The organism is Paraburkholderia sp. FW306-02-B, from assembly GCF_058782725.1.
The window spans coordinates 271142-288464 of record NZ_JBYSXZ010000002.1; the positions used below are offsets into that span (position 1 = coordinate 271142).

13 protein-coding genes are annotated in these 17323 nt (G+C 60.2%); 9 read left to right on the plus strand and 4 right to left on the minus strand.

From position 1 onward, the window contains the following. Position 1 precedes the first annotated feature (1 nt). From AC3WOG_RS22125 to AC3WOG_RS22165, 9 genes are all read left to right on the plus strand, one after another. Positions 2-1012 (plus strand): 2-hydroxyacid dehydrogenase, encoded by a 1011-nt coding sequence (locus AC3WOG_RS22125; protein WP_492580090.1) that lies wholly within the window; start codon positions 2-4, stop codon positions 1010-1012. Positions 1013-1348: 336 nt separating this feature from the next. Then, positions 1349-2050 carry an amino acid ABC transporter permease gene (locus AC3WOG_RS22130; protein ID WP_492580091.1) on the plus strand — a complete coding sequence of 234 codons (702 nt, stop codon included), beginning with the start codon at positions 1349-1351 and terminating at the stop codon, positions 2048-2050. 1 nt (position 2051) lies between these two features. After that, a complete protein-coding gene (locus tag AC3WOG_RS22135; RefSeq protein WP_492580092.1) occupies positions 2052-2801 on the plus strand; it encodes an amino acid ABC transporter permease in 750 nt (249 codons plus the stop codon). A gap of 27 nt (positions 2802-2828) precedes the next feature. Beyond that, positions 2829-3557 (plus strand): amino acid ABC transporter ATP-binding protein, encoded by a 729-nt coding sequence (locus AC3WOG_RS22140; RefSeq protein WP_492580093.1) that lies wholly within the window; start codon positions 2829-2831, stop codon positions 3555-3557. An 86-nt stretch (positions 3558-3643) separates the two neighbouring features. After that, positions 3644-4492: a transporter substrate-binding domain-containing protein gene (locus AC3WOG_RS22145; RefSeq protein WP_492580094.1), complete on the plus strand. Its 849-nt coding sequence runs from the start codon at positions 3644-3646 to the stop codon at positions 4490-4492. Positions 4493-4604: 112 nt separating this feature from the next. Continuing rightward, a complete protein-coding gene (locus AC3WOG_RS22150; RefSeq protein WP_492582403.1) occupies positions 4605-5360 on the plus strand; it encodes a glucose 1-dehydrogenase in 756 nt (251 codons plus the stop codon). 260 nt (positions 5361-5620) lie between these two features. After that, complete coding sequence (locus tag AC3WOG_RS22155) at positions 5621-6013, plus strand: GntR family transcriptional regulator (protein WP_492580095.1); 393 nt, start codon at positions 5621-5623, stop codon at positions 6011-6013. 308 nt (positions 6014-6321) lie between these two features. Beyond that, complete coding sequence (locus AC3WOG_RS22160) at positions 6322-7176, plus strand: urea carboxylase-associated family protein (RefSeq protein WP_492580096.1); 855 nt, start codon at positions 6322-6324, stop codon at positions 7174-7176. A gap of 263 nt (positions 7177-7439) precedes the next feature. Beyond that, a complete protein-coding gene (locus AC3WOG_RS22165; RefSeq protein WP_492582404.1) occupies positions 7440-8459 on the plus strand; it encodes a D-cysteine desulfhydrase family protein in 1020 nt (339 codons plus the stop codon). Between the two features lie 513 nt (positions 8460-8972). Here AC3WOG_RS22165 and AC3WOG_RS22170 read toward each other — a convergent pair. The 4 genes from AC3WOG_RS22170 to AC3WOG_RS22185 form a co-directional block, all read right to left on the minus strand. Continuing rightward, entirely contained in the window at positions 8973-10508 is a 1536-nt protein-coding gene (locus AC3WOG_RS22170; RefSeq protein ID WP_492580097.1) for a sialidase family protein, read from the minus strand. Positions 10509-10754: 246 nt separating this feature from the next. Beyond that, the gene (locus AC3WOG_RS22175) at positions 10755-13079 is read right to left on the minus strand and encodes a sialidase family protein (protein WP_492580098.1); all 2325 of its coding nucleotides are present in this window, start codon (positions 13077-13079) and stop codon (positions 10755-10757) included. Positions 13080-14137: 1058 nt separating this feature from the next. Continuing rightward, the gene (locus AC3WOG_RS22180) at positions 14138-15574 is read right to left on the minus strand and encodes a coniferyl aldehyde dehydrogenase (protein ID WP_492580099.1); all 1437 of its coding nucleotides are present in this window, start codon (positions 15572-15574) and stop codon (positions 14138-14140) included. A gap of 39 nt (positions 15575-15613) precedes the next feature. Next, entirely contained in the window at positions 15614-17281 is a 1668-nt protein-coding gene (locus tag AC3WOG_RS22185; RefSeq protein ID WP_492580100.1) for an alpha-keto acid decarboxylase family protein, read from the minus strand. Between the last annotated feature and the right edge of the window lie 42 nt (positions 17282-17323).

A 17323-nucleotide genomic window follows, 5' to 3' on the forward strand; every position in this document is an offset into this window, starting at 1 on the left:
CATGCGTGCATCGGTACTGGTTACCCGTGCGTCATTTCCGGACATCGTCGATCGCCTGCGTGTGAACTTCGACGTGACCGACAATCCTGAAGACACGATCTGGACACAGCCGGAGCTGATTGCCCAGCTGCAAGGGAAGGTGGGAGCCATGACGGCGGGCAGCGATCGGATCGACGCGACCTTGCTCGACGCTTGCCCGCAGCTGAAGGCCGTGTGCAATATCGGCGTCGGCTACAACAACGTCGACGTGGAAGCCTGTACCGCGCGTGGCGTGTTGGTGACGAATACGCCAGACGTCCTTACTGATACCACCGCCGACTTCGGTTTCGCGCTGATGATGGCCACTGCCCGGCGTATCACGGAGTCGGAACACTTTCTGCGCGGCGGCGAGTGGACCAGGACGGGCCGTTATGACATGTTCGTCGGCGGCGACGTGCATGGTTCGACGCTCGGCATTCTCGGCATGGGACGTATCGGTCAGGCCATCGCGAGGCGCGGCGCACTCGGCTTCGGTATGCGCGTGATCTATCACAATCGCTCGCAACTGGCCCCCGATGTCGAGGCAGGCTGCCAGGCGCGCTATGTCGACAAGGAGGCGCTGTTGCGCGAGTCCGATCATCTGATCATCGTGGTGCCGTATTCGGCCAGCTCGCACCACGCAATAGGCGCGGCGGAACTCAAGCAGATGAAATCGTCGGCCACGCTGACCAATATCGCGCGCGGCGGCGTGGTGGACGATGCCGCTTTGGCGGTGGCGCTGAACGAAGGCAGCATCGCGGCGGCCGGTCTGGACGTCTTCGAAGGTGAGCCGGTTATCTGTCCAGCTCTGCTTGCCCAGAAGAACGTGGTCCTGACGCCGCACATCGGCAGCGCGTCTGTCAGCACACGGCGTGCGATGGCCGCACTTTGTGCAGACAATTTGATTGCCGCGCTCGGCCATGGCCCGTTGGCCGGACAGCCGCCGACCCCGGTGAATCCGCAGGTGCTGACGCGCCCGATAGCCGTTGCGTGAGCGATGACCGGCGCAGCCTGCTGCGCCGGCGTCGAATCGCGAAAATTTGCGCTCCGATAGCGGAGCGCGCAAACCGATGAGGCGCCCGCAGAGGCGCCGCATACTGGAGACAAACACCATGCCGGACCACGCCTGTTCCGCTGCCGGAAGCCGCCCCGATTCATCATTCCCGAAACTTATTGCACCAGAAGAAAGGCATCTGCAACGGCCTTTTTTTGCGAGCTAGTATCAATTCAACACGGAAGTCAATGACGCCTTCCGAGTGGATAACGGTGTAGCCGCAGGTCGAGTAAGACCGGGATCATCGCTTCGATCCGAATCATTGGGACGTGCAACATGAAACTTCATTTTGACGTGGCGACGGTGCTGCAAGGCGACTATGGCGCGCTGCTTCTCCATGGGATCGAGCTCACCCTCGCGATGGCCGCACTGGCGTGGGTACTCTCGCTGGCTGTGGGCATTCTCCTCACGCTGATCCGCATGACCAACAATCGATTCGCAACGGGCTTTGTCGCGGCGTTCGTTGCCTACCACCGCAACGTGCCGATGCTGGTCCAGATTCTGTTCTGGTACTTCGGCATCTCGAACATCTTGCCGGAATCATTGCAGGCGCTGCTTAACCACTACAACGGCCAGTTCGTTTTTGCGGTCATCGCGATCGGATTGTGCAGCGCGGCCTATCTCTCCGAGGATATTCGAAGCGGATTGCGTGCGATTCCGTATGGCCAGTACGAAGCTTCGCGCGCGCTGGGTCTGAACTTCCTGAATGGCATGCGTTATGTCGTCCTTCCGCAAGCGCTGCGCAATGCGATTCCGCCCATGGTCAATCACGCGGTATTGCTGTTCAAGAATACGAGTCTCGCGATGGCGATCGGCGCGGCAGAGCTGACCTATGTCACGCGGCAAATCGAGAACGAAACCTTCCTGTCTTTCGAGTCGTATTTTGTCGCCACGGTGGTTTATCTCGGCCTCTCCCTTGTCATCATGCTGGGCGGCGCCAGGATCGCGATGCACTACCGCATTCCGGGAGTGAAGTGACATGTTCGACATCCTGCGCGACAACTGGACGCTGCTGCTCATCGGGCAGTATCCGCACGGACCGCTCGGCGGCATCGTTCTGACGATACTGCTGTCGCTTTCAGCGCTCGTCATCGCATTTCCTTTGGGTATCCTGGTCGCACTGGCTCGCATCAGCCCGTTCCCGTTTCTGCGGGCGCCGGCCACGGGTCTCGTCTACATGGTGCGCGGCATTCCGCTGCTGATGGTGATCTTCTGGGTGTACTTTCTCGTGCCCGTCCTGACCGGTTATCCGGTCACCGGGTTCGTCACGATGCTGTGCGCGCTGGTGATCTATGACTCCGCCTATCTCGGGGAAATCATCCGTGCGGGCATCGAGGGACTGCCGAAAGGGCAGACCGAAGCCTCCAGGGCGCTCGGCATGAGCTACCTGAAGACCATGCGGGCGGTCATCCTGCCGCAGGCGCTTTATAACGTGGTGCCGAGCATGGTCACGCAGTTCGTTTCGACGGTCAAGGAGACCTCGCTTGGTTACATCATCAACGTTCAGGAGATCTCCTTCGCGGCGGATCAGATCAACAACCGGTTGATGACCAGGCCGTTTCCCGTGTACCTGATTCTGGCCTTGAGCTACTTCGCCCTGTGTTACGCGCTGACACAGCTTGCGCAGTATCTGGAGCGGCGCGTGACGCGCAAGCGGGCCGGCGTAATGGCGAAGTCGCAGCAGGCAGGCGCTGTCGCGCTGGCCGATCCGCTACCCACCGAGAACTAGGCGTTCACTCACTTCGAGGTCATTCGCATGATCAAGTTTTCCAGTGTCAACAAATGGTACGGCGAATATCACGCTCTCGTGGACGTGAATGCCGAGGTTCGCAAAGGCGAAGTCGTGGTTGTCTGCGGGCCATCCGGATCGGGTAAGTCGACTTTGATTCGCACCGTTAATCGGCTGGAGGAGATCAATCGTGGGCATATCTTCTTCGACGGTCAAAACATTCACGACAGGAAGCTGGGTCTGAATGCATACCGCAGCCGTGTCGGCTTTGTGTTTCAGCAATTCAATCTGTTTCCGCACCTGTCGGTGCTGGACAACATTACGCTATCGCCGATGCGCGTGAACGGCCTCAAACGCGCGGATGCTGAACGCAAGGCGGCGGATCTGCTGTCGCGCGTCGGTCTATCGAACAAAGCCAGTGCTTATCCTGCGCAATTGTCCGGTGGTCAGCAGCAGCGCGTCGCGATTGCGAGAGCATTGGCGATGGATCCCCCGGCGATGCTGTTCGATGAACCCACCAGCGCGCTCGACCCGGAGATGGTCGGCGAAGTGCTGAACGTGATGAAGAGTCTCGCGCAGGAAGGTATGACGATGATGTGCGTCACGCATGAGATGGGGTTCGCACGCGAAGTCGCTGACCGTGTCTGGTTTATGGATGCAGGGAAGATTCTCGAAACAGCCGAGCCGGAGGAATTCTTTTCGCGCCCGAAACACGCGCGTGCCCAGAGATTCCTGTCCGATCTTCGCACGCATTGAGGCGGCCGGTAACGCCTCGGCGATTCGAATTGACCACCTTTGATCAGCAGTCGATTGCTTTACACATAAACTTCAGGAGCATCACCATGCAGGTAAAGAAGATTTTCGCGGGGATGTGGGTCATTGGCGGTGCTGTTGCATCGATTGCCCCGGCTTACGCTGATCAGTTGGCCGATATCAGGAGCCGCGGCGAGTTGACCTGCGGCGTGTATTCGAATGTCGAGCCGTTCTCGTATCCCAATGCGCAGACGCGTCAGCTCGAGGGCATGGATGTGGACCTGTGCAACGCCGTGGCGAAACAGCTCGGCGTGAAGGCGAAGCTCGAACCGTTGGCCGTCGAAGCGCGCATTCCTCAACTGAAGTTGGGGCGTGTCGACATCGTGGTTGCAAACCTTGCCTACACGAAAACGCGCGCCACGCAGATCGCCTTTAGCGATTCGTACTACTCGACCAAGGAAGTACTTGTCGTGAAGAAGGCTGACGCGAACAAGAAGCTGACTGATTTCGCGGGGCAGAAGATCAGTGCCGCCGATGGCTCGACGTCCGCGCAGTCGATCCCGATCTCGATCAAAGATGGCCAGGCGGTGACCTTTCACGATACCAGTTCAGCGTTTCTCGCACTCGAGCAGAACAAGGTCAAAGGCTTCGTCACGAATCAGATGACGGCGACGAAGATCGCGAAACAGGTCGACGGCACGGACGGCGCAGTGGCGATTGCTGCGGAGCCGATGTTGATCGAGCCGATCGCGGTGGGCTTGCGCCAGAACGAACCAGCCATGCTGAGCGCGGTCAACAAGGCCTTGGCGGCGATGGAGCAGGGCGGCGAGATGAGCAATATTTTCAACAAGTGGCTCGGACCGAAGACGCCGTATGGCCTGACCCGTACCGACAAGGTCACGCCGATCGACCAGCTCAAGTTCACGCCGGTGTCCTGAAGCGGATAGCGTGTGCTGTACCGGTGCGCGGGTGTCTGCGCACCGGGCGGTGTAGGATCGAAGTCGGACGAATTAGCGTCGAGGAGGCGTTGACTTGAACAGTAATCTGAAGATGTTCGACCTGTCGGGGCGTCGTGCTCTGGTCACCGGGTCGAGTACCGGTATCGGCTACGCGCTGGCAAAAGGATTGGCCGGCGCCGGCGCTGAAGTCATTCTGAATGGTCGTAGCGAGGCCCGGCTGGCAGAGGCTGTCAGCCGCCTGCGCGATGAGGGGGCGACCGTCCACGCCGCAAGTTTCGATGTGACGTCGGCCAATGAGGTCGACACTGCAATCGCGCATATCGAGCGCGAAATCGGCGCGATCGACATTCTCGTCAACAACGCCGGCATGCAGCGTCGTGCGCCGCTCGAACAGTTTTCCCATGGTCAATGGGAAGAGTTGATGAAGACCAACGTCGACAGTGTGTTTCTTGTCGGCCAGGCGGTAGCGCGGCACATGATCGCTCGCAAGCGTGGGAAGATCGTCAACATCTGTTCCGTGCAAAGCGAACTGGGCCGTCCCAACATTGCCGCATACACCGCAAGCAAAGGCGCGGTGAAGATGCTGACGAAGGGCATGGCGATCGACTGGGGACAATACGGAATCCAGGTCAATGGCCTCGGACCGGGCTACTTCAAGACCGAGTTGACCGAGGCGCTCGTCAAGGATGAGACCTTCAGCAACTGGCTGATCGGACGCACGCCATCGCGGCGTTGGGGCGACGTGGAGGATCTCATCGGCGCCGCAGTGTTCCTGGCGAGCAACGCTTCGAACTTCGTGAACGGCCACATTCTGTATGTGGATGGGGGAGTGACTGCCACGCTGTAGTTTGACTTGCTTTGGCAAGAACGAAGTCGCAACCGCCAACGGTCTGACTGGTATCGCAGCCTGGCTCGGCAGCATCAGCTTTTCCCCGGTCCATCGGTGCGGTGGCCACTACGATTGGATATAACCTACTGTTCGTGTGTCTGGCACTGTTCGATGTGCTCGGTGCCATCGTCGTCTGGCTATTGCTTCCCTCCGGGAAGGATGCGGCTCGTCGGCGATTGGTCTCGAAAGGTGCCCTTCAGGGTGAACGGTAGCCGGTCATGCACGACTGGCTGCCAGATCTGACCGCACGAAGCGGCCGTATCCGTGACACGCTGGCGAATTCGATCGAAGCGGCCGTCCGATCGGGCGTTTTCCGTGCCGGTGAAACGTTGCCTACCCAGCGTCTGATCGCCGATCTCCTGGCGATTCACGTCGATACGGTCAATGGTGCGGTCGCGGAACTCGCACGACGCGGGCTAGTAGAGGGCAAGGGGTTCGGCGCCAGGCCGCAGCCGGCCTCGGCCGTGACGCGTCATTCGCAGGCACCGTTGCTCGGACGTTCAGATGTCGGATCCACCCAGCAAGCGGCTATCCAATTCGCGAGGATGAACGATGCTTCGTCGGCCAAACCCGCCGTTCGTACCCTCCCAACTGCCACCATTTCGCAATGACCGGTTCCGATTGGCGCGAATAGGGGGCGTCCTATTTTCCGTGAAAAATCTGGCGGTTTTATCCTGAAAAGCTATATTGATCAAGAGCTTGCGAAATTGCTGATTGCGCGAAAGCGAACGGACGGCAGAACCTTGCAGCAAGCGGCTCTGCGCAGCTACCGCCAGATTTTGCACGGAAAGTACGATGCCCCAACACGCGTTGATCGACTATCTTTGATTCATTCCACCCGACATCGAACGCCTCCGCCCGTACGCCACCGCGTGCCTGCGTGCGGGCTGTTCGCCAGGCTCATGAAGGAGAATTCAGCATGTTGAACTACCCTGCCGCCTATCAATCCACTAAGGGTTCCGCACTCGACGTCGATAAGGCGTTCTATCAACGCGTCGCTTCACAGCACGACACCCGCACGCTGGTCGAATCGATCGTCGTGCCGATCCGCTCGGGTCAGGCGTGGACCGTGCCGGCCGGCCATGTGTTTCGCATCGTGACGATCGAAGGTCCGCAGGTGGCCGACCTGAATATGTGGAGCCTGCACAACCCGCGCGAGCGCATGTGGGCCTCGCGCACGCGCCAGTTGCAGCAGGCGCACGTGAGCACGTTCGACCGTCTGTGGTCGACGCTGCCGTTCCTGCGCCCGATCGTGACGATCACGGATGACAGTCTCGCCGGCTACGGCATCGACGAGCATGGCGGCCGCGTCCACGATCTGCTCGGTACGCGGTGCGATCCCTATGTGAACCGGATGCTGACCGGCGAGGATTTCCATTTCCACTGCCACTCCAACCTCACACGCGCGATCGCTCCGTACGGATTGACCGAATACGACGTGCACGACGTGCTCAACGTCTTCCAGTGCACCGGCCTGAATCTGGAAGACAAATATTTCATGAAAGCATGCCCGGCAAAGAAGGGCGACTACCTCGAATTCTTTGCCGAGATCGACTTGCTGTGCGCGCTGTCGACCTGTCCGGGCGGCGATCTCTCATTGCCGATGTGGGGGCCGGACGCGCGCGATCCGCTGGAGGTGTGCCGACCGCTCGGCATCGAGATTTACCGGCTCGCACCGCAGATGCTGGATGGATGGGTACCGCCATCCGTCGCTGCGTACAAGGGACAGCATGGAATGACACTGCAGCAGCCGACATGGAAATGCGGTTGTTGATGATCGATCATCCATGCATGCACGGCCGATGGCCACCATGTGGGTCGCGTGCTGCCGATCGCCGTCAGACAACCGTCGGCCGGGTTCGGCCGTTCGACATGGCCGCCCGGATCGTTTCAATCGGTATTTGGAATCTGGCCATACGCGGTCATCGAGCATTCAAACTCGCTCGAACGCCGCCGCTCATCGGATATCATTCGAAGTCTGTGCAGATGCGGCCGCGGACAACTCTCGCTGTGGAATCCAACGCAATCCCGAAGCCAATGACCATTGCCTCAGTACCCAAGCTCGATCTTTCAAAGTTCCCGCGTCGTGCCCTTCTTGAGGGACCGACTCCGATTCAGCATCTTCCCCGCCTGAGCGCTCATCTTGGTGGTGTGAATGTTTTCGTCAAGAGAGAGGATCTGAACGGCTTGGGTGGCGGTGGTAACAAATTGAGAAAGCTTGAGTTCCTCATCGGGGAGGCACTGGCAGCCGGCGCGGATACGATAATTACCGTCGGCGCCCGGCAGTCGAATCACGCCAGGCTGACGGCCGCAGCAGCGGCGCGTGTCGGTCTCAAATGCGAACTTGTCCTGACGCGGGCGGTGCCGCGTTTCGACACCGACTATATCGACAACGGAAACATCCTGCTCGATGACTTGTTTGATGCGCTCGTGCATGATCTGCCGGGTTCCGCGAACTCCCTGCATTTCGCCGAAGAACGCGCGAACGAGCTGCGTGCGCAGGGCCGAAACGTTTACGTGTGCCCGCTCGGTGGCTCAAGTCCCGTCGGATGTCTGGGATATGCAGATTGCGCGGCTGAAATCATCGCTCAATCGAGTGCCGAGGGTTTATCCTTTGATCGTATCGTAGTGCCCAACGGAAGCGGTGGAATGCACGCTGGACTCGTCGCCGGTTTTGTCGCTCTCGGCCTGAATCCGTCGTTCATTGCTGGGTTTACCGTGTATCGGAATGCTGAGCAGGCTCAGTCCATCACACTGGATAAAGCAAATCAAACAGCCCGACTCATCGATGCGAATTTGCGCGTTGATAGTAGTGCGATTTCGATTGATGAAGCGCAACTTGGGCCGGGATACGGAATCCCAACCGACAGTATGCGTGCGGCTGTTCGGTTGCTGGCATCGACGGAGGGTCTCCTCCTCGATCCCGTATATGGCGGAAAGGCGTTCGCGGGTCTTGTGGAAAGCGTCGACTCCGGAAACTATCTTGTGGGACAAAATATCCTGTTTGTAATGACCGGTGGTCTTCCCGGGTTGTTTGCCTACCGAAGCGAGTTCTAACGGTAGCGGCTTTTTGGAATGACCGCTCCCGAGCAAAGCGACTCGGCGCTATCGACCCCGTTGCCTCCTCTCGTGTTCCGCGTAAGCGGTCGAGCGGCCAGGAGCTGCCGACCGGTAAGCGCATGGGCAACCCCCGTCTTGAGTCGCATTGAAGGTCTTGGGAGTACTCGGGAGCAGGTGTTGGATATCCGTCCCCTCCGGAAGCCAGATAAGTTGACATCGCAAAACAGCCCAGCCCCACGCGTGCATTCCATGATCAGTTATCTGTTGACTTCGAGCCGCCCGATTTCCTGATGGGCCACGCTGGTCACCATGGTCATGGCAGCTTTCTGGATTTTGACGCCCTCTGGGCTGGCGACGAGAGTGGCGATCCGTTGAATTGCAACGCCGAGCAAAATGTCTAGCTCGGGCTCCCACGGGGAAATGTGAACGAGATGTCCACCGACGATCTCGTCCCCGCCGCCACGATATAAGTCACCACGTTGGTGAACTCTCGCACCGCGCGCGGGTCGCCTATCCTTTGCCTTCAAGACGCTTGACTTCCTGTTGAGCTACATGCGCCACCATGGCCATGGCTGCTCTCTGAATGCCGATACCCCCGGGACTGGCGACAAGCGTGGCGATCCGCTGGATCGCGACGCCCAGCAGAATATCCAGTTCGGGTCCCCAGGGCGGAATATGTACGATATGCCCGCCCACGATCTCGTCGCCACCGCCGTCCTGAATGATGCCGTCCAGAATCTGGGCGACCTGCCCATACAGGCCGGGTGGAATCCTGACCTGTACACGGGCCGGCACGATGTCGGTCCAGAGTTCCTGGATACCAGTCCGGGTGTCCGTCCAGAGCGGATAGAATCCCCGCGTGCTGGCGTCCAGCCCGAAGTAGTCACCGATGAAGGTGACGTTGGAATCTCCATGGGACCACGGTGCGTCGATGGCCGGATCCCATGGCTGGTCCGTCACGGTGGCACGATCGAACGAGATCCCGCCATCAACCGACTGGGCGATCATCACATCGATGAGTGGCGTCGACGGCTTGGGTCCGAACTCGTAGAAGGCGCACCCGATCACGCCGTTGGGATCAATGACGATCTGCGGGTGAAAGTGCTGCAAACCCGAGGGTAGCGGTCCTGCCAGCAACGGTTTTCCCGAGAGACCGGTGGGCCAGCTAGCGCCACCGTCAGGCGACACTGCGCAGTAGATACGGGACACGCCTGCGCGGAAGTCGGCCCATGCCACGGCGACCGTGTTCCCGAAGACGCTGACCGATGGGATCGTCAGCACGCGAAAGTTTCCGCCCGGAAACACCGGCCACCCATGCGGGGCCGGCAATCCGGCATTGAGCGTCGTCACGCCCGTGGCCGGCGATACCGCCGGCGCAAAACTGTCGCCCCCGTCCGTCGACACGATCATCTTGATCTCGCTTCCCGCGATCCAGACGATATAGATGTCACCGTTGGCCGCGACTCTTATGTCCGGTGAAAACGAATCATTGACGAGCACCGTACCGGCGGGTGTCACGCCAGGTCCCGCACCGATCCAGGTTGCACCATGGTTCGTGGTGCGTGCGAACCGCATGTCGGATCCGTCGTCCCAGACTGCATAGACGCGGCCGCGAAACGGACTCGACGGATTCGTGTCTCCCGCCGCCCACTGCTTGTCATCGCCAGCGCTGTTGTGGATCGGCAGCGGAGCGCTCCAGGTCTGTCCGCCATCCGACGACTGGTAGATCACGATCCCGACAGTGTCGAAGGTCGGCGGATTGTTGCCTGACAGACCGACCAGATAGACGTTGCCGACGTCGTCCCATGCAAGCGCAGGATCGGTAAGAAGGGTAAAACCGGGTAGCGCAAGGGCGGCCGAATCATGCCAGGAGAGGCCACCGTCCGTGGAGTATTCGGTGGCCAGAATGAAGTCGTAATTGTGAACGTCCCGGAACTTCTTCGACCCTCCTACGATCTGCGTCGGGTTGTTTGGGTTGACGGCGATATTGCTTTCGCTTCTCGCGTTATTCACGCTCGTATCGTGCGTGACCTGGATATTCGACATGATTCCCCCTTATCGATTATTCGAAAGGTCGAGTGATCGCCCGGCGCGAAACCTTCATTCATGGGCTGGTCACGAAGACACGACCAGCAGAATGAAAAGGCCCCGGGCGGTAACAGCTGGCCGATGGAGCTCGATAGCCCAGCTCGGAAAAGGTGCCTCGCAAAATCACGTGTAAGCAAAACGGCACAGGCAGGCCGATTTTGTAAAGTGCGTGCAGTAAAAGCTGGAGTCCGATGGTGCGCGGCGTCATCGCCCCGATTTGCGCGTCGAAGAAGCACGTTGTTTCCGTTCGGAGTTCGCGTGCCTGACGTGGCCGCGAACGAGCTCGAGGATGGCGCTGCCGGTGGTGACATGGCCGTCATTGCGCTGGAAGATGGTCAGCTTCGTCGGCGCGTCGAGATCGAATTCTTTAGGAAGCTTGACCGACAGCTTCAGGCGAAGCGTCTGCCCTGGTTCAACCGCAAAGCCGACTCCAGCCACTCGATGGGTCAGGTTCCAATGCTTGCCAGTAAGCTTGGCGCCGTGCATGTGATTCCTGTCAGGTACAGGCGGCTTCTCCCCCTTCCCGGGCGGAAGCACTTCGAGAATCATCGGAACGTCGTCGAGCCGGTAGTCCTTGTGGACGATGACCTCGACGAGCTTTGCGTGACTGTACGGACTGCCGATGATGAAGGGCAACTCGATCAGGCTCTCGGCGTCGGCGAAGACATGTGCGTATGACAGGTTGCGCTGACAGACGTTGTTGTCGCCCCAGAAGTAGCTGCCGTAATCGCACGTACCGGGCGCGACCAGCAGCGGCGCGCCATCAAGGCCGCCTGCGGAGTCGTTGTTGTCCCCACGCGCCTCGGCCAGGAGGCATGGGTGCCAGGTGCCCTCCTGAGGAATCTGAGCGGCGGACCAGCGAATGGGTCCGAAGATACGGGTGGCGCCCACCGCCAGATTGATCGGCGCACTTTCACCGAGATACAGGTGTCTCTGCTGGACCGCAGCCGTCTGCCAGTCGCCCGGATACCAATCCTGCGGATAACGAAACTCCAGCCCAGGCAGCGCATCGAGCGCGGGATAGTTGCCAACGGTGACAGCGAGCGTGACATTCTCCGCGGGATTGGGCCCGAGGTTGGTGATCTTGCCGTAGATGAAATGGTCCGTCACCCCGTCGCGCAGCAGATCCTGATCGACCCAGACAGCGTTGCCGTCCTGTTGCCGGCGCACGATCAGATCCGGAGCCTCCCAATGATTGCCGGGTGACGGTACCGTTCCTGTGTCGCTCGAGGAGTCCCTGATGTAGACGTTCGCGGGCCGGACCGCGACGCGCGCGGTGAACATTTCCTGGGTTCCGGTGCGAGTGTCCATCCAGAACGGGAAGAACCCGAGCGGGCTCGCGGCCAGACCGAAGTAATCGCCAATGAAGGTGATGTTGGGATCTCCGTGCGCCCAGACGGCATCCACTGTGGGGTCCCACGGCATCTCGGTCACGGTGGCCCGATCCACGAAGGTCGCCGCGTTGTCGGCCGACGCTGTCAGGACAACGTCGATCAGCGGTGTCGTGCCGCCGCCCTTCGGTCCGAAGAGATAGAAATCGCAGCCGACGTCTCCCTGTGGCGTGCAGGCAAGCTGCGGCTGGAACTCGTGTTGATCAGGGGCAGAGACAGCGCCGCCGCTCATCAGCGGCATGCCGGAGCCGCTGCCCGCCTGCCAGACGGCGCCGCCATTGCTGGAGCGCGCATAGTAGATGCGGGCGACTCCCTGTCGATAGTCGGCCCAGGCAACAACCAGGTCGGTCGCGTTGACCCCAACACACGCCGTCGCGACCGTGGGCGTCCGGAACGTCCCACCGGGTAGCTGGCCGGGCAAGCCCGTGATTCCGCTCGCAACGGTGGCCGGGTTCGAGAACGAATCCCCGCCATCGGTGGATTTGACGAACTGAATGTCGGTGCCGGCGATGAAGAAGATGTAGACGCTACTGTCCGCCGCCACGACGACCTGAGGTCCGAACGAGGCCGGAGCAAGCGACGTTCCGACCGGGTTCGCTCCGGTCCCGCGCCAGCTGGCCCCGTAGTCGATCGTGCGCCCGAAGAGCATGCCACCCGGACCGTCCCAGGCGGCGTAAACACGGCCATGATAGGGGCTGCCGGGATTGGTATCGCCTGCGGCCGACTGCTTGTCATCGCCAGGCGCCGAGTGAATGAGGTTCGGAGCGGACCAGGTCAAACCGCCGTCCGTAGACTTGTACACCGCTATGGCCATCGGCTCGGCTCCCTGAAACGGCAGAGCGACGAGATACGCGCCTCCGACATCATCGAAGGCGACTGTCGGATCCGAAACCCCGTCCCAGCCCGCGAGGAGCCCGAGAGGCGCAGCCTCCTGCCACGATCGGCCCGCGTCGAATGTCGAATATGCGGCGAGCGAGAACGCATAGGTGTGCGGGTCGGTGAATCGTTTGGACGACGCGACCATGTTGTACGGATTGGTCGGATTGACTTCTATCGTCGATTCACTTCGGTCATTGCTGGGGCTGGCATCGCAGGTGACGCGGATGTTGTATCGTGGTCCAAGAATGAGCGGGAGCATCGTTCCTCCTAGGTAACGCCATTGGCGGTAGCCTCTCTATTTTCTTATCCACCTCGGGAAATAGTTTTGCGTCCGTGGTCGACACTCGGAGAGGGATTGGACTACGAATCCCCGTTGTTGTTAGCTCTAAGACGAACTGACCCGGCTAGATTCGCAGTCGACCACCGCAAATTTTTCGATGACCCGGGCGACCCCGATAGGGGAGCGGTGGTCGGTAGGTGTCACGCACGGTGCGGGCGTACTCGCGTGCCATATATATCGTCTCGCACCGGCGCGCCCATTCCCTGTATCGGCGTGGTCGTCTGCTGACGAGAAAGTCCAATGGCCGAAACGATTCGATAGCGCCTGTTCGAAGTGCCCGGAACCGGCCATTCACGGTAGCTCGAACTTGCTGAGGTACGAAGGACCGCAATGGCCGATGACTTGACGGGCGGCACGCGTGCACGAATGACTGCTGGACCTCGGAAGCCGCCGTTCGCGTCGCGCTAGCTCCAACGGCCGGAGAGGGTCGAACTGAGCCGGTCGTCGGCGGACTCAGTGCGGCCACAAACCGCCGTTCACATGCGTCGTCGGTCGGACGTTCAGGCGTCGGCTCCGCCCCGTAACCGGCCGTCCGATTGTCAAAGACGAACGCTCCTTCATCGGCCATTGCCGACATTGGTGAGAGCCGGGTTCTACGTCAGCAATGGGGCGCATTGCCGACAGTGGCGGCATCGAGCAGTCGGACGGCAGCTTCCTGCATCAGCGAACTCACACTCCCGACCCGAATCAGCCTTTCTCTGTCGCTATTTGTCCGTCTCTGACCCGACCGTAAGCGGACGCTCGCAAATCTCCGTGGCGGCTGCCACGCTCACGGCATGGTCGCTGATGATTACCTTTTTTGTCGGCTGTACATTCAACGCCCCTGGGCGCGCTCGCCGCGCAAAGTCATGATGGCACTCGTGACGCTCGCCTAGTGGCGATGGTCCGCAATCCCATGCGAAGATCTCGCCCACTTCATGAATGACGCCCCAATGCCGTACTGGCTGGACGCATAGCTGATAACAGACGGCACGCCGTCAAGACCAGATCATGTCCCTGATGAGCCGGTCGACCTGTTCGTCATATGGAGCCTGCATCGGTCGGTTGGAATCACCGGATTGGCTCTGAAGAAGCACGGGTTTGGCATGACTCAGCGCACGGAATCCATACTGCCCATGGTAATGACCCATTCCAGACGCACCTATACCGCCGAATGGCAGGGCATTCACGAAAACGTGCGTCATCGCGTCATTGACGACTACCGCTCCCGATGTCGTCTGGGCACTGACAAGTTCACGCTCACCCTTGTCGTCCCCAAAGAAATAAAGTGCAAGCGGTCTCGGTCGTGCATTGACGTATGCAATCGCCTCATCGAGCGTCCGGTAAGTCATCACAGGGAGAACCGGACCGAAAATCTCTTCCTGCATCACCCGCATCTCATCAGTCGCACCAAGTACCAGTGTCGGAGCAACCTTGCGGATTGCCGGATCGGAAAGATCCTCACCTGCTGTTCCGAGGCTGATCACCGAACCTCCTTTCCCGGCTGCATCGGCAATCAAGGCTTGCTGCCGCTCAAATCCGCGAACATTCACCATCGATGTGTAGTCCGGGTTATTCCGGATCGCCGGATACATCCGGGCCACTGATGAGCGGGCTGCATCGGCAAATTCCGGTACGCGATCCGCGTGAATCATCACGTAGTCAGGCGCAAGGCAAATCTGCCCGGCATTAAACGTCTTGACAGTCAGGATCCGCTCAGCAACCAGGTGCACGTCGGCATCGCGCGCGACGATGACCGGCGACTTGCCCCCCAGTTCCAGCGTCACCGGGACGAGGTTGTCCGATGCCGAGCGCATGATGTGGTGGGCTATCGACGTACTGCCCGTGAAAATCAGGTGATCAAAAGGTTGCGCACTGAACGCCGCTCCCGTTTCGGGGCCGCCCAGAACTGTCGTAACCTCATCCGCATCGAAGCAGCTTGCAATCAGCTCGGCGAGCAACTCGGAGGTCTGCGGAGTGAGCTCCGATGGTTTCAGGATCGCCCGGTTCCCGGCCGCGAAGATGTTCGCGAGCGGTCCGAAAGCGAGCAGGACCGGAAAGTTCCATGGGCTGATCACGCCGACCACACCGAGCGGCTGGTATTGGACCCATGCCCGCGTGCCAGGAAACGGCTCCAGGAAGGGTTGCTGGCCCATCCAGTCGTCGAGGTGATCGCGGTTGAAACGTAGCTCGTCGATAGATGTGTAGATGTCGGCGAGCATGCTCTGCTGGCGGCTCCGGTTGCCGAAGTCTGCACTCACGGCATTACAGAACGCTTCGGCGTGCGCACGCAACAGCGCAATCGCGCGGTCAATCCGGTCTTTCCGGATCTCCCCGGACGGCGGTCCCGCCTCGATGTGGGCCTGCTTCATCACATCGAGCTGCTGGCGGATCAGTTCACTGGAAGGGTCACGAGGAAGCTGGAATTTTGGCATGTTCTACACCATGTTTCGGTCATTGGACGCTGGCAATATTCACCGGCCAGCGTTTTTCGCAGCTACGGCCTGGGTGATTGCGCCGAGCAGAGACGGAACATCGAGTTCGGGCAAAACGACCTCGATCAGCGTCAGGCGGTCGGTATCCGCGGCCACGCGGAGCGCCGAGACCAGCGTACCAACTGTCTCCGCGTACAACGTAGTCGACGGCTTGTCTCGACCCATTGCGCTGGCTACCTGCTGCCAGTTCCACAGCGCGATGTCGTTGTACCGTTCCTTCGGGCCGTGAATCGCGCGCTCGACCGCATAGCCGTTGTTGTTCAGGACGAGAATGATCGGCTTCGTGTCATCACGCAGCATCGAACCGATTTCCTGTGCGGTCAGCAGGGCAGAACCATCACCAACCAGCAGGAGCGCCCGTCGCCCCGGCATTGCCAACTGCGCCCCATAGGCCGCCGGGATCGTGTATCCGATTGATGCCCATAAAGGCTGACCGATGAACTTGACGTCCCTAGGCAGCATGAGCGGGGCCACACCATAGAACGACGTGCCCTGCTCCGCTATGACGATGTCCCCGGGACGAAGGAAATCCTGGATGACTGGCCAAAGGTTGCTCTGGGTCAGCAGCTCGCCAGCATCGGCCTGGGCGGGCACGGTCGCTGCTGAAGGCTGGAATGTGACAGGCTGCACGCCCATGCGGCGGATCTCAGCGATCAGGCAGTCGAGCGCGCGTTCCATCGGCACATCCGGGTAATGGACACCGGCTACGCTCGCGCTGAAGGGCTGGATATCGATGACGCATGTCGGGTCAATCCTGTGGCTGAAACCAGCCGTCCCAATATCAAAAATGAGCGTGCCCACCGTGATGAGCGCGTCCGCCGATTCGACGGCCTCGCGCACACGGGCTTCACTCGCGGCGCCGGCGTAGACGCCAAGAAAGCCGGGCAAGGTTTCATCGAGCGTGCTCTTGCCCATCATCATGGTCGCGCTTTCGATACCGCCCAGCCGGATCAACTCTTCGAGCTTTTCTTCGCACTCCCACCTGGCGGCCAGAAAATCCGCAAGCACCGTCTTTCTTCTGGCGGCACGCAGATGTTGTGCTGCATGTCGGGAGAATGCTTCCACTTGTGCGCTGTCGCATGCAGCCTCCTGACGATGGAAGGACCCCGGTACGACAGGCAGGGGAGCACACGCAACATCTGTTGGCAACGCAATGTACCCCGGTCGGCGTTGATGCAGCATGGTGCGCAGTACTCGATCGATCTCGTCCACGGCATTTTCGACGGTGAGTTCCGCCGTGGCGACAGTGACCTCGGCGCTCATCTTGGAAAAGTGCGAAAAGTCACCGTCTGCCAGAGAGTGATGCATCTTGAGGCGGTCACGCTGCACAGCGGTGGACGGGGCGCCTACGATATGCAGTACGGGAAGATACTCGGCATAGCTGCCGGCGATACCGTTGATTGCACTCAACTCCCCCACGCCGAAGGTGGTCAATAGTGCGGCAGCGCCCTTGCAACGCGCATAGCCGTCTGCGGCGTAAGCCGCGTTGAGCTCGTTTGCTGCACCGACCCAGCGCAGAGTCGGATGGGCAATGACGTAATCGAGAAACGCAAGGTTGTAGTCACCCGGTACGCCGAACATATGCTCGATCCCGATCTCGTCGAGGCGGCTGACCAGGTGCTCCCCAATAGTAGAAATTTCCCGCATGGAATACTCCCTCCGAAAGGTACGAGCTGAGTATCGGGCGCC

What these genes read in the sequence shown, in the direction of transcription:
- AC3WOG_RS22170 (WP_492580097.1), bottom strand. Translation starts at nt 10,508, where the DNA reads ATGTCGAATATCCAGGTCACGCACGATACGAGCGTGAATAACGCGAGA.
- AC3WOG_RS22175 (WP_492580098.1), bottom strand. Translation starts at nt 13,079, where the DNA reads ATGCTCCCGCTCATTCTTGGACCACGATACAACATCCGCGTCACCTGC.
- AC3WOG_RS22145 (WP_492580094.1), top strand. Translation starts at nt 3,644, where the DNA reads ATGCAGGTAAAGAAGATTTTCGCGGGGATGTGGGTCATTGGCGGTGCT.
- AC3WOG_RS22125 (WP_492580090.1), top strand. Translation starts at nt 2, where the DNA reads ATGCGTGCATCGGTACTGGTTACCCGTGCGTCATTTCCGGACATCGTC.
- AC3WOG_RS22160 (WP_492580096.1), top strand. Translation starts at nt 6,322, where the DNA reads ATGTTGAACTACCCTGCCGCCTATCAATCCACTAAGGGTTCCGCACTC.
- AC3WOG_RS22150 (WP_492582403.1), top strand. Translation starts at nt 4,605, where the DNA reads ATGTTCGACCTGTCGGGGCGTCGTGCTCTGGTCACCGGGTCGAGTACC.
- AC3WOG_RS22155 (WP_492580095.1), top strand. Translation starts at nt 5,621, where the DNA reads ATGCACGACTGGCTGCCAGATCTGACCGCACGAAGCGGCCGTATCCGT.
- AC3WOG_RS22140 (WP_492580093.1), top strand. Translation starts at nt 2,829, where the DNA reads ATGATCAAGTTTTCCAGTGTCAACAAATGGTACGGCGAATATCACGCT.
- AC3WOG_RS22185 (WP_492580100.1), bottom strand. Translation starts at nt 17,281, where the DNA reads ATGCGGGAAATTTCTACTATTGGGGAGCACCTGGTCAGCCGCCTCGAC.
- AC3WOG_RS22180 (WP_492580099.1), bottom strand. Translation starts at nt 15,574, where the DNA reads ATGCCAAAATTCCAGCTTCCTCGTGACCCTTCCAGTGAACTGATCCGC.
- AC3WOG_RS22130 (WP_492580091.1), top strand. Translation starts at nt 1,349, where the DNA reads ATGAAACTTCATTTTGACGTGGCGACGGTGCTGCAAGGCGACTATGGC.
- AC3WOG_RS22135 (WP_492580092.1), top strand. Translation starts at nt 2,052, where the DNA reads ATGTTCGACATCCTGCGCGACAACTGGACGCTGCTGCTCATCGGGCAG.
- AC3WOG_RS22165 (WP_492582404.1), top strand. Translation starts at nt 7,440, where the DNA reads ATGACCATTGCCTCAGTACCCAAGCTCGATCTTTCAAAGTTCCCGCGT.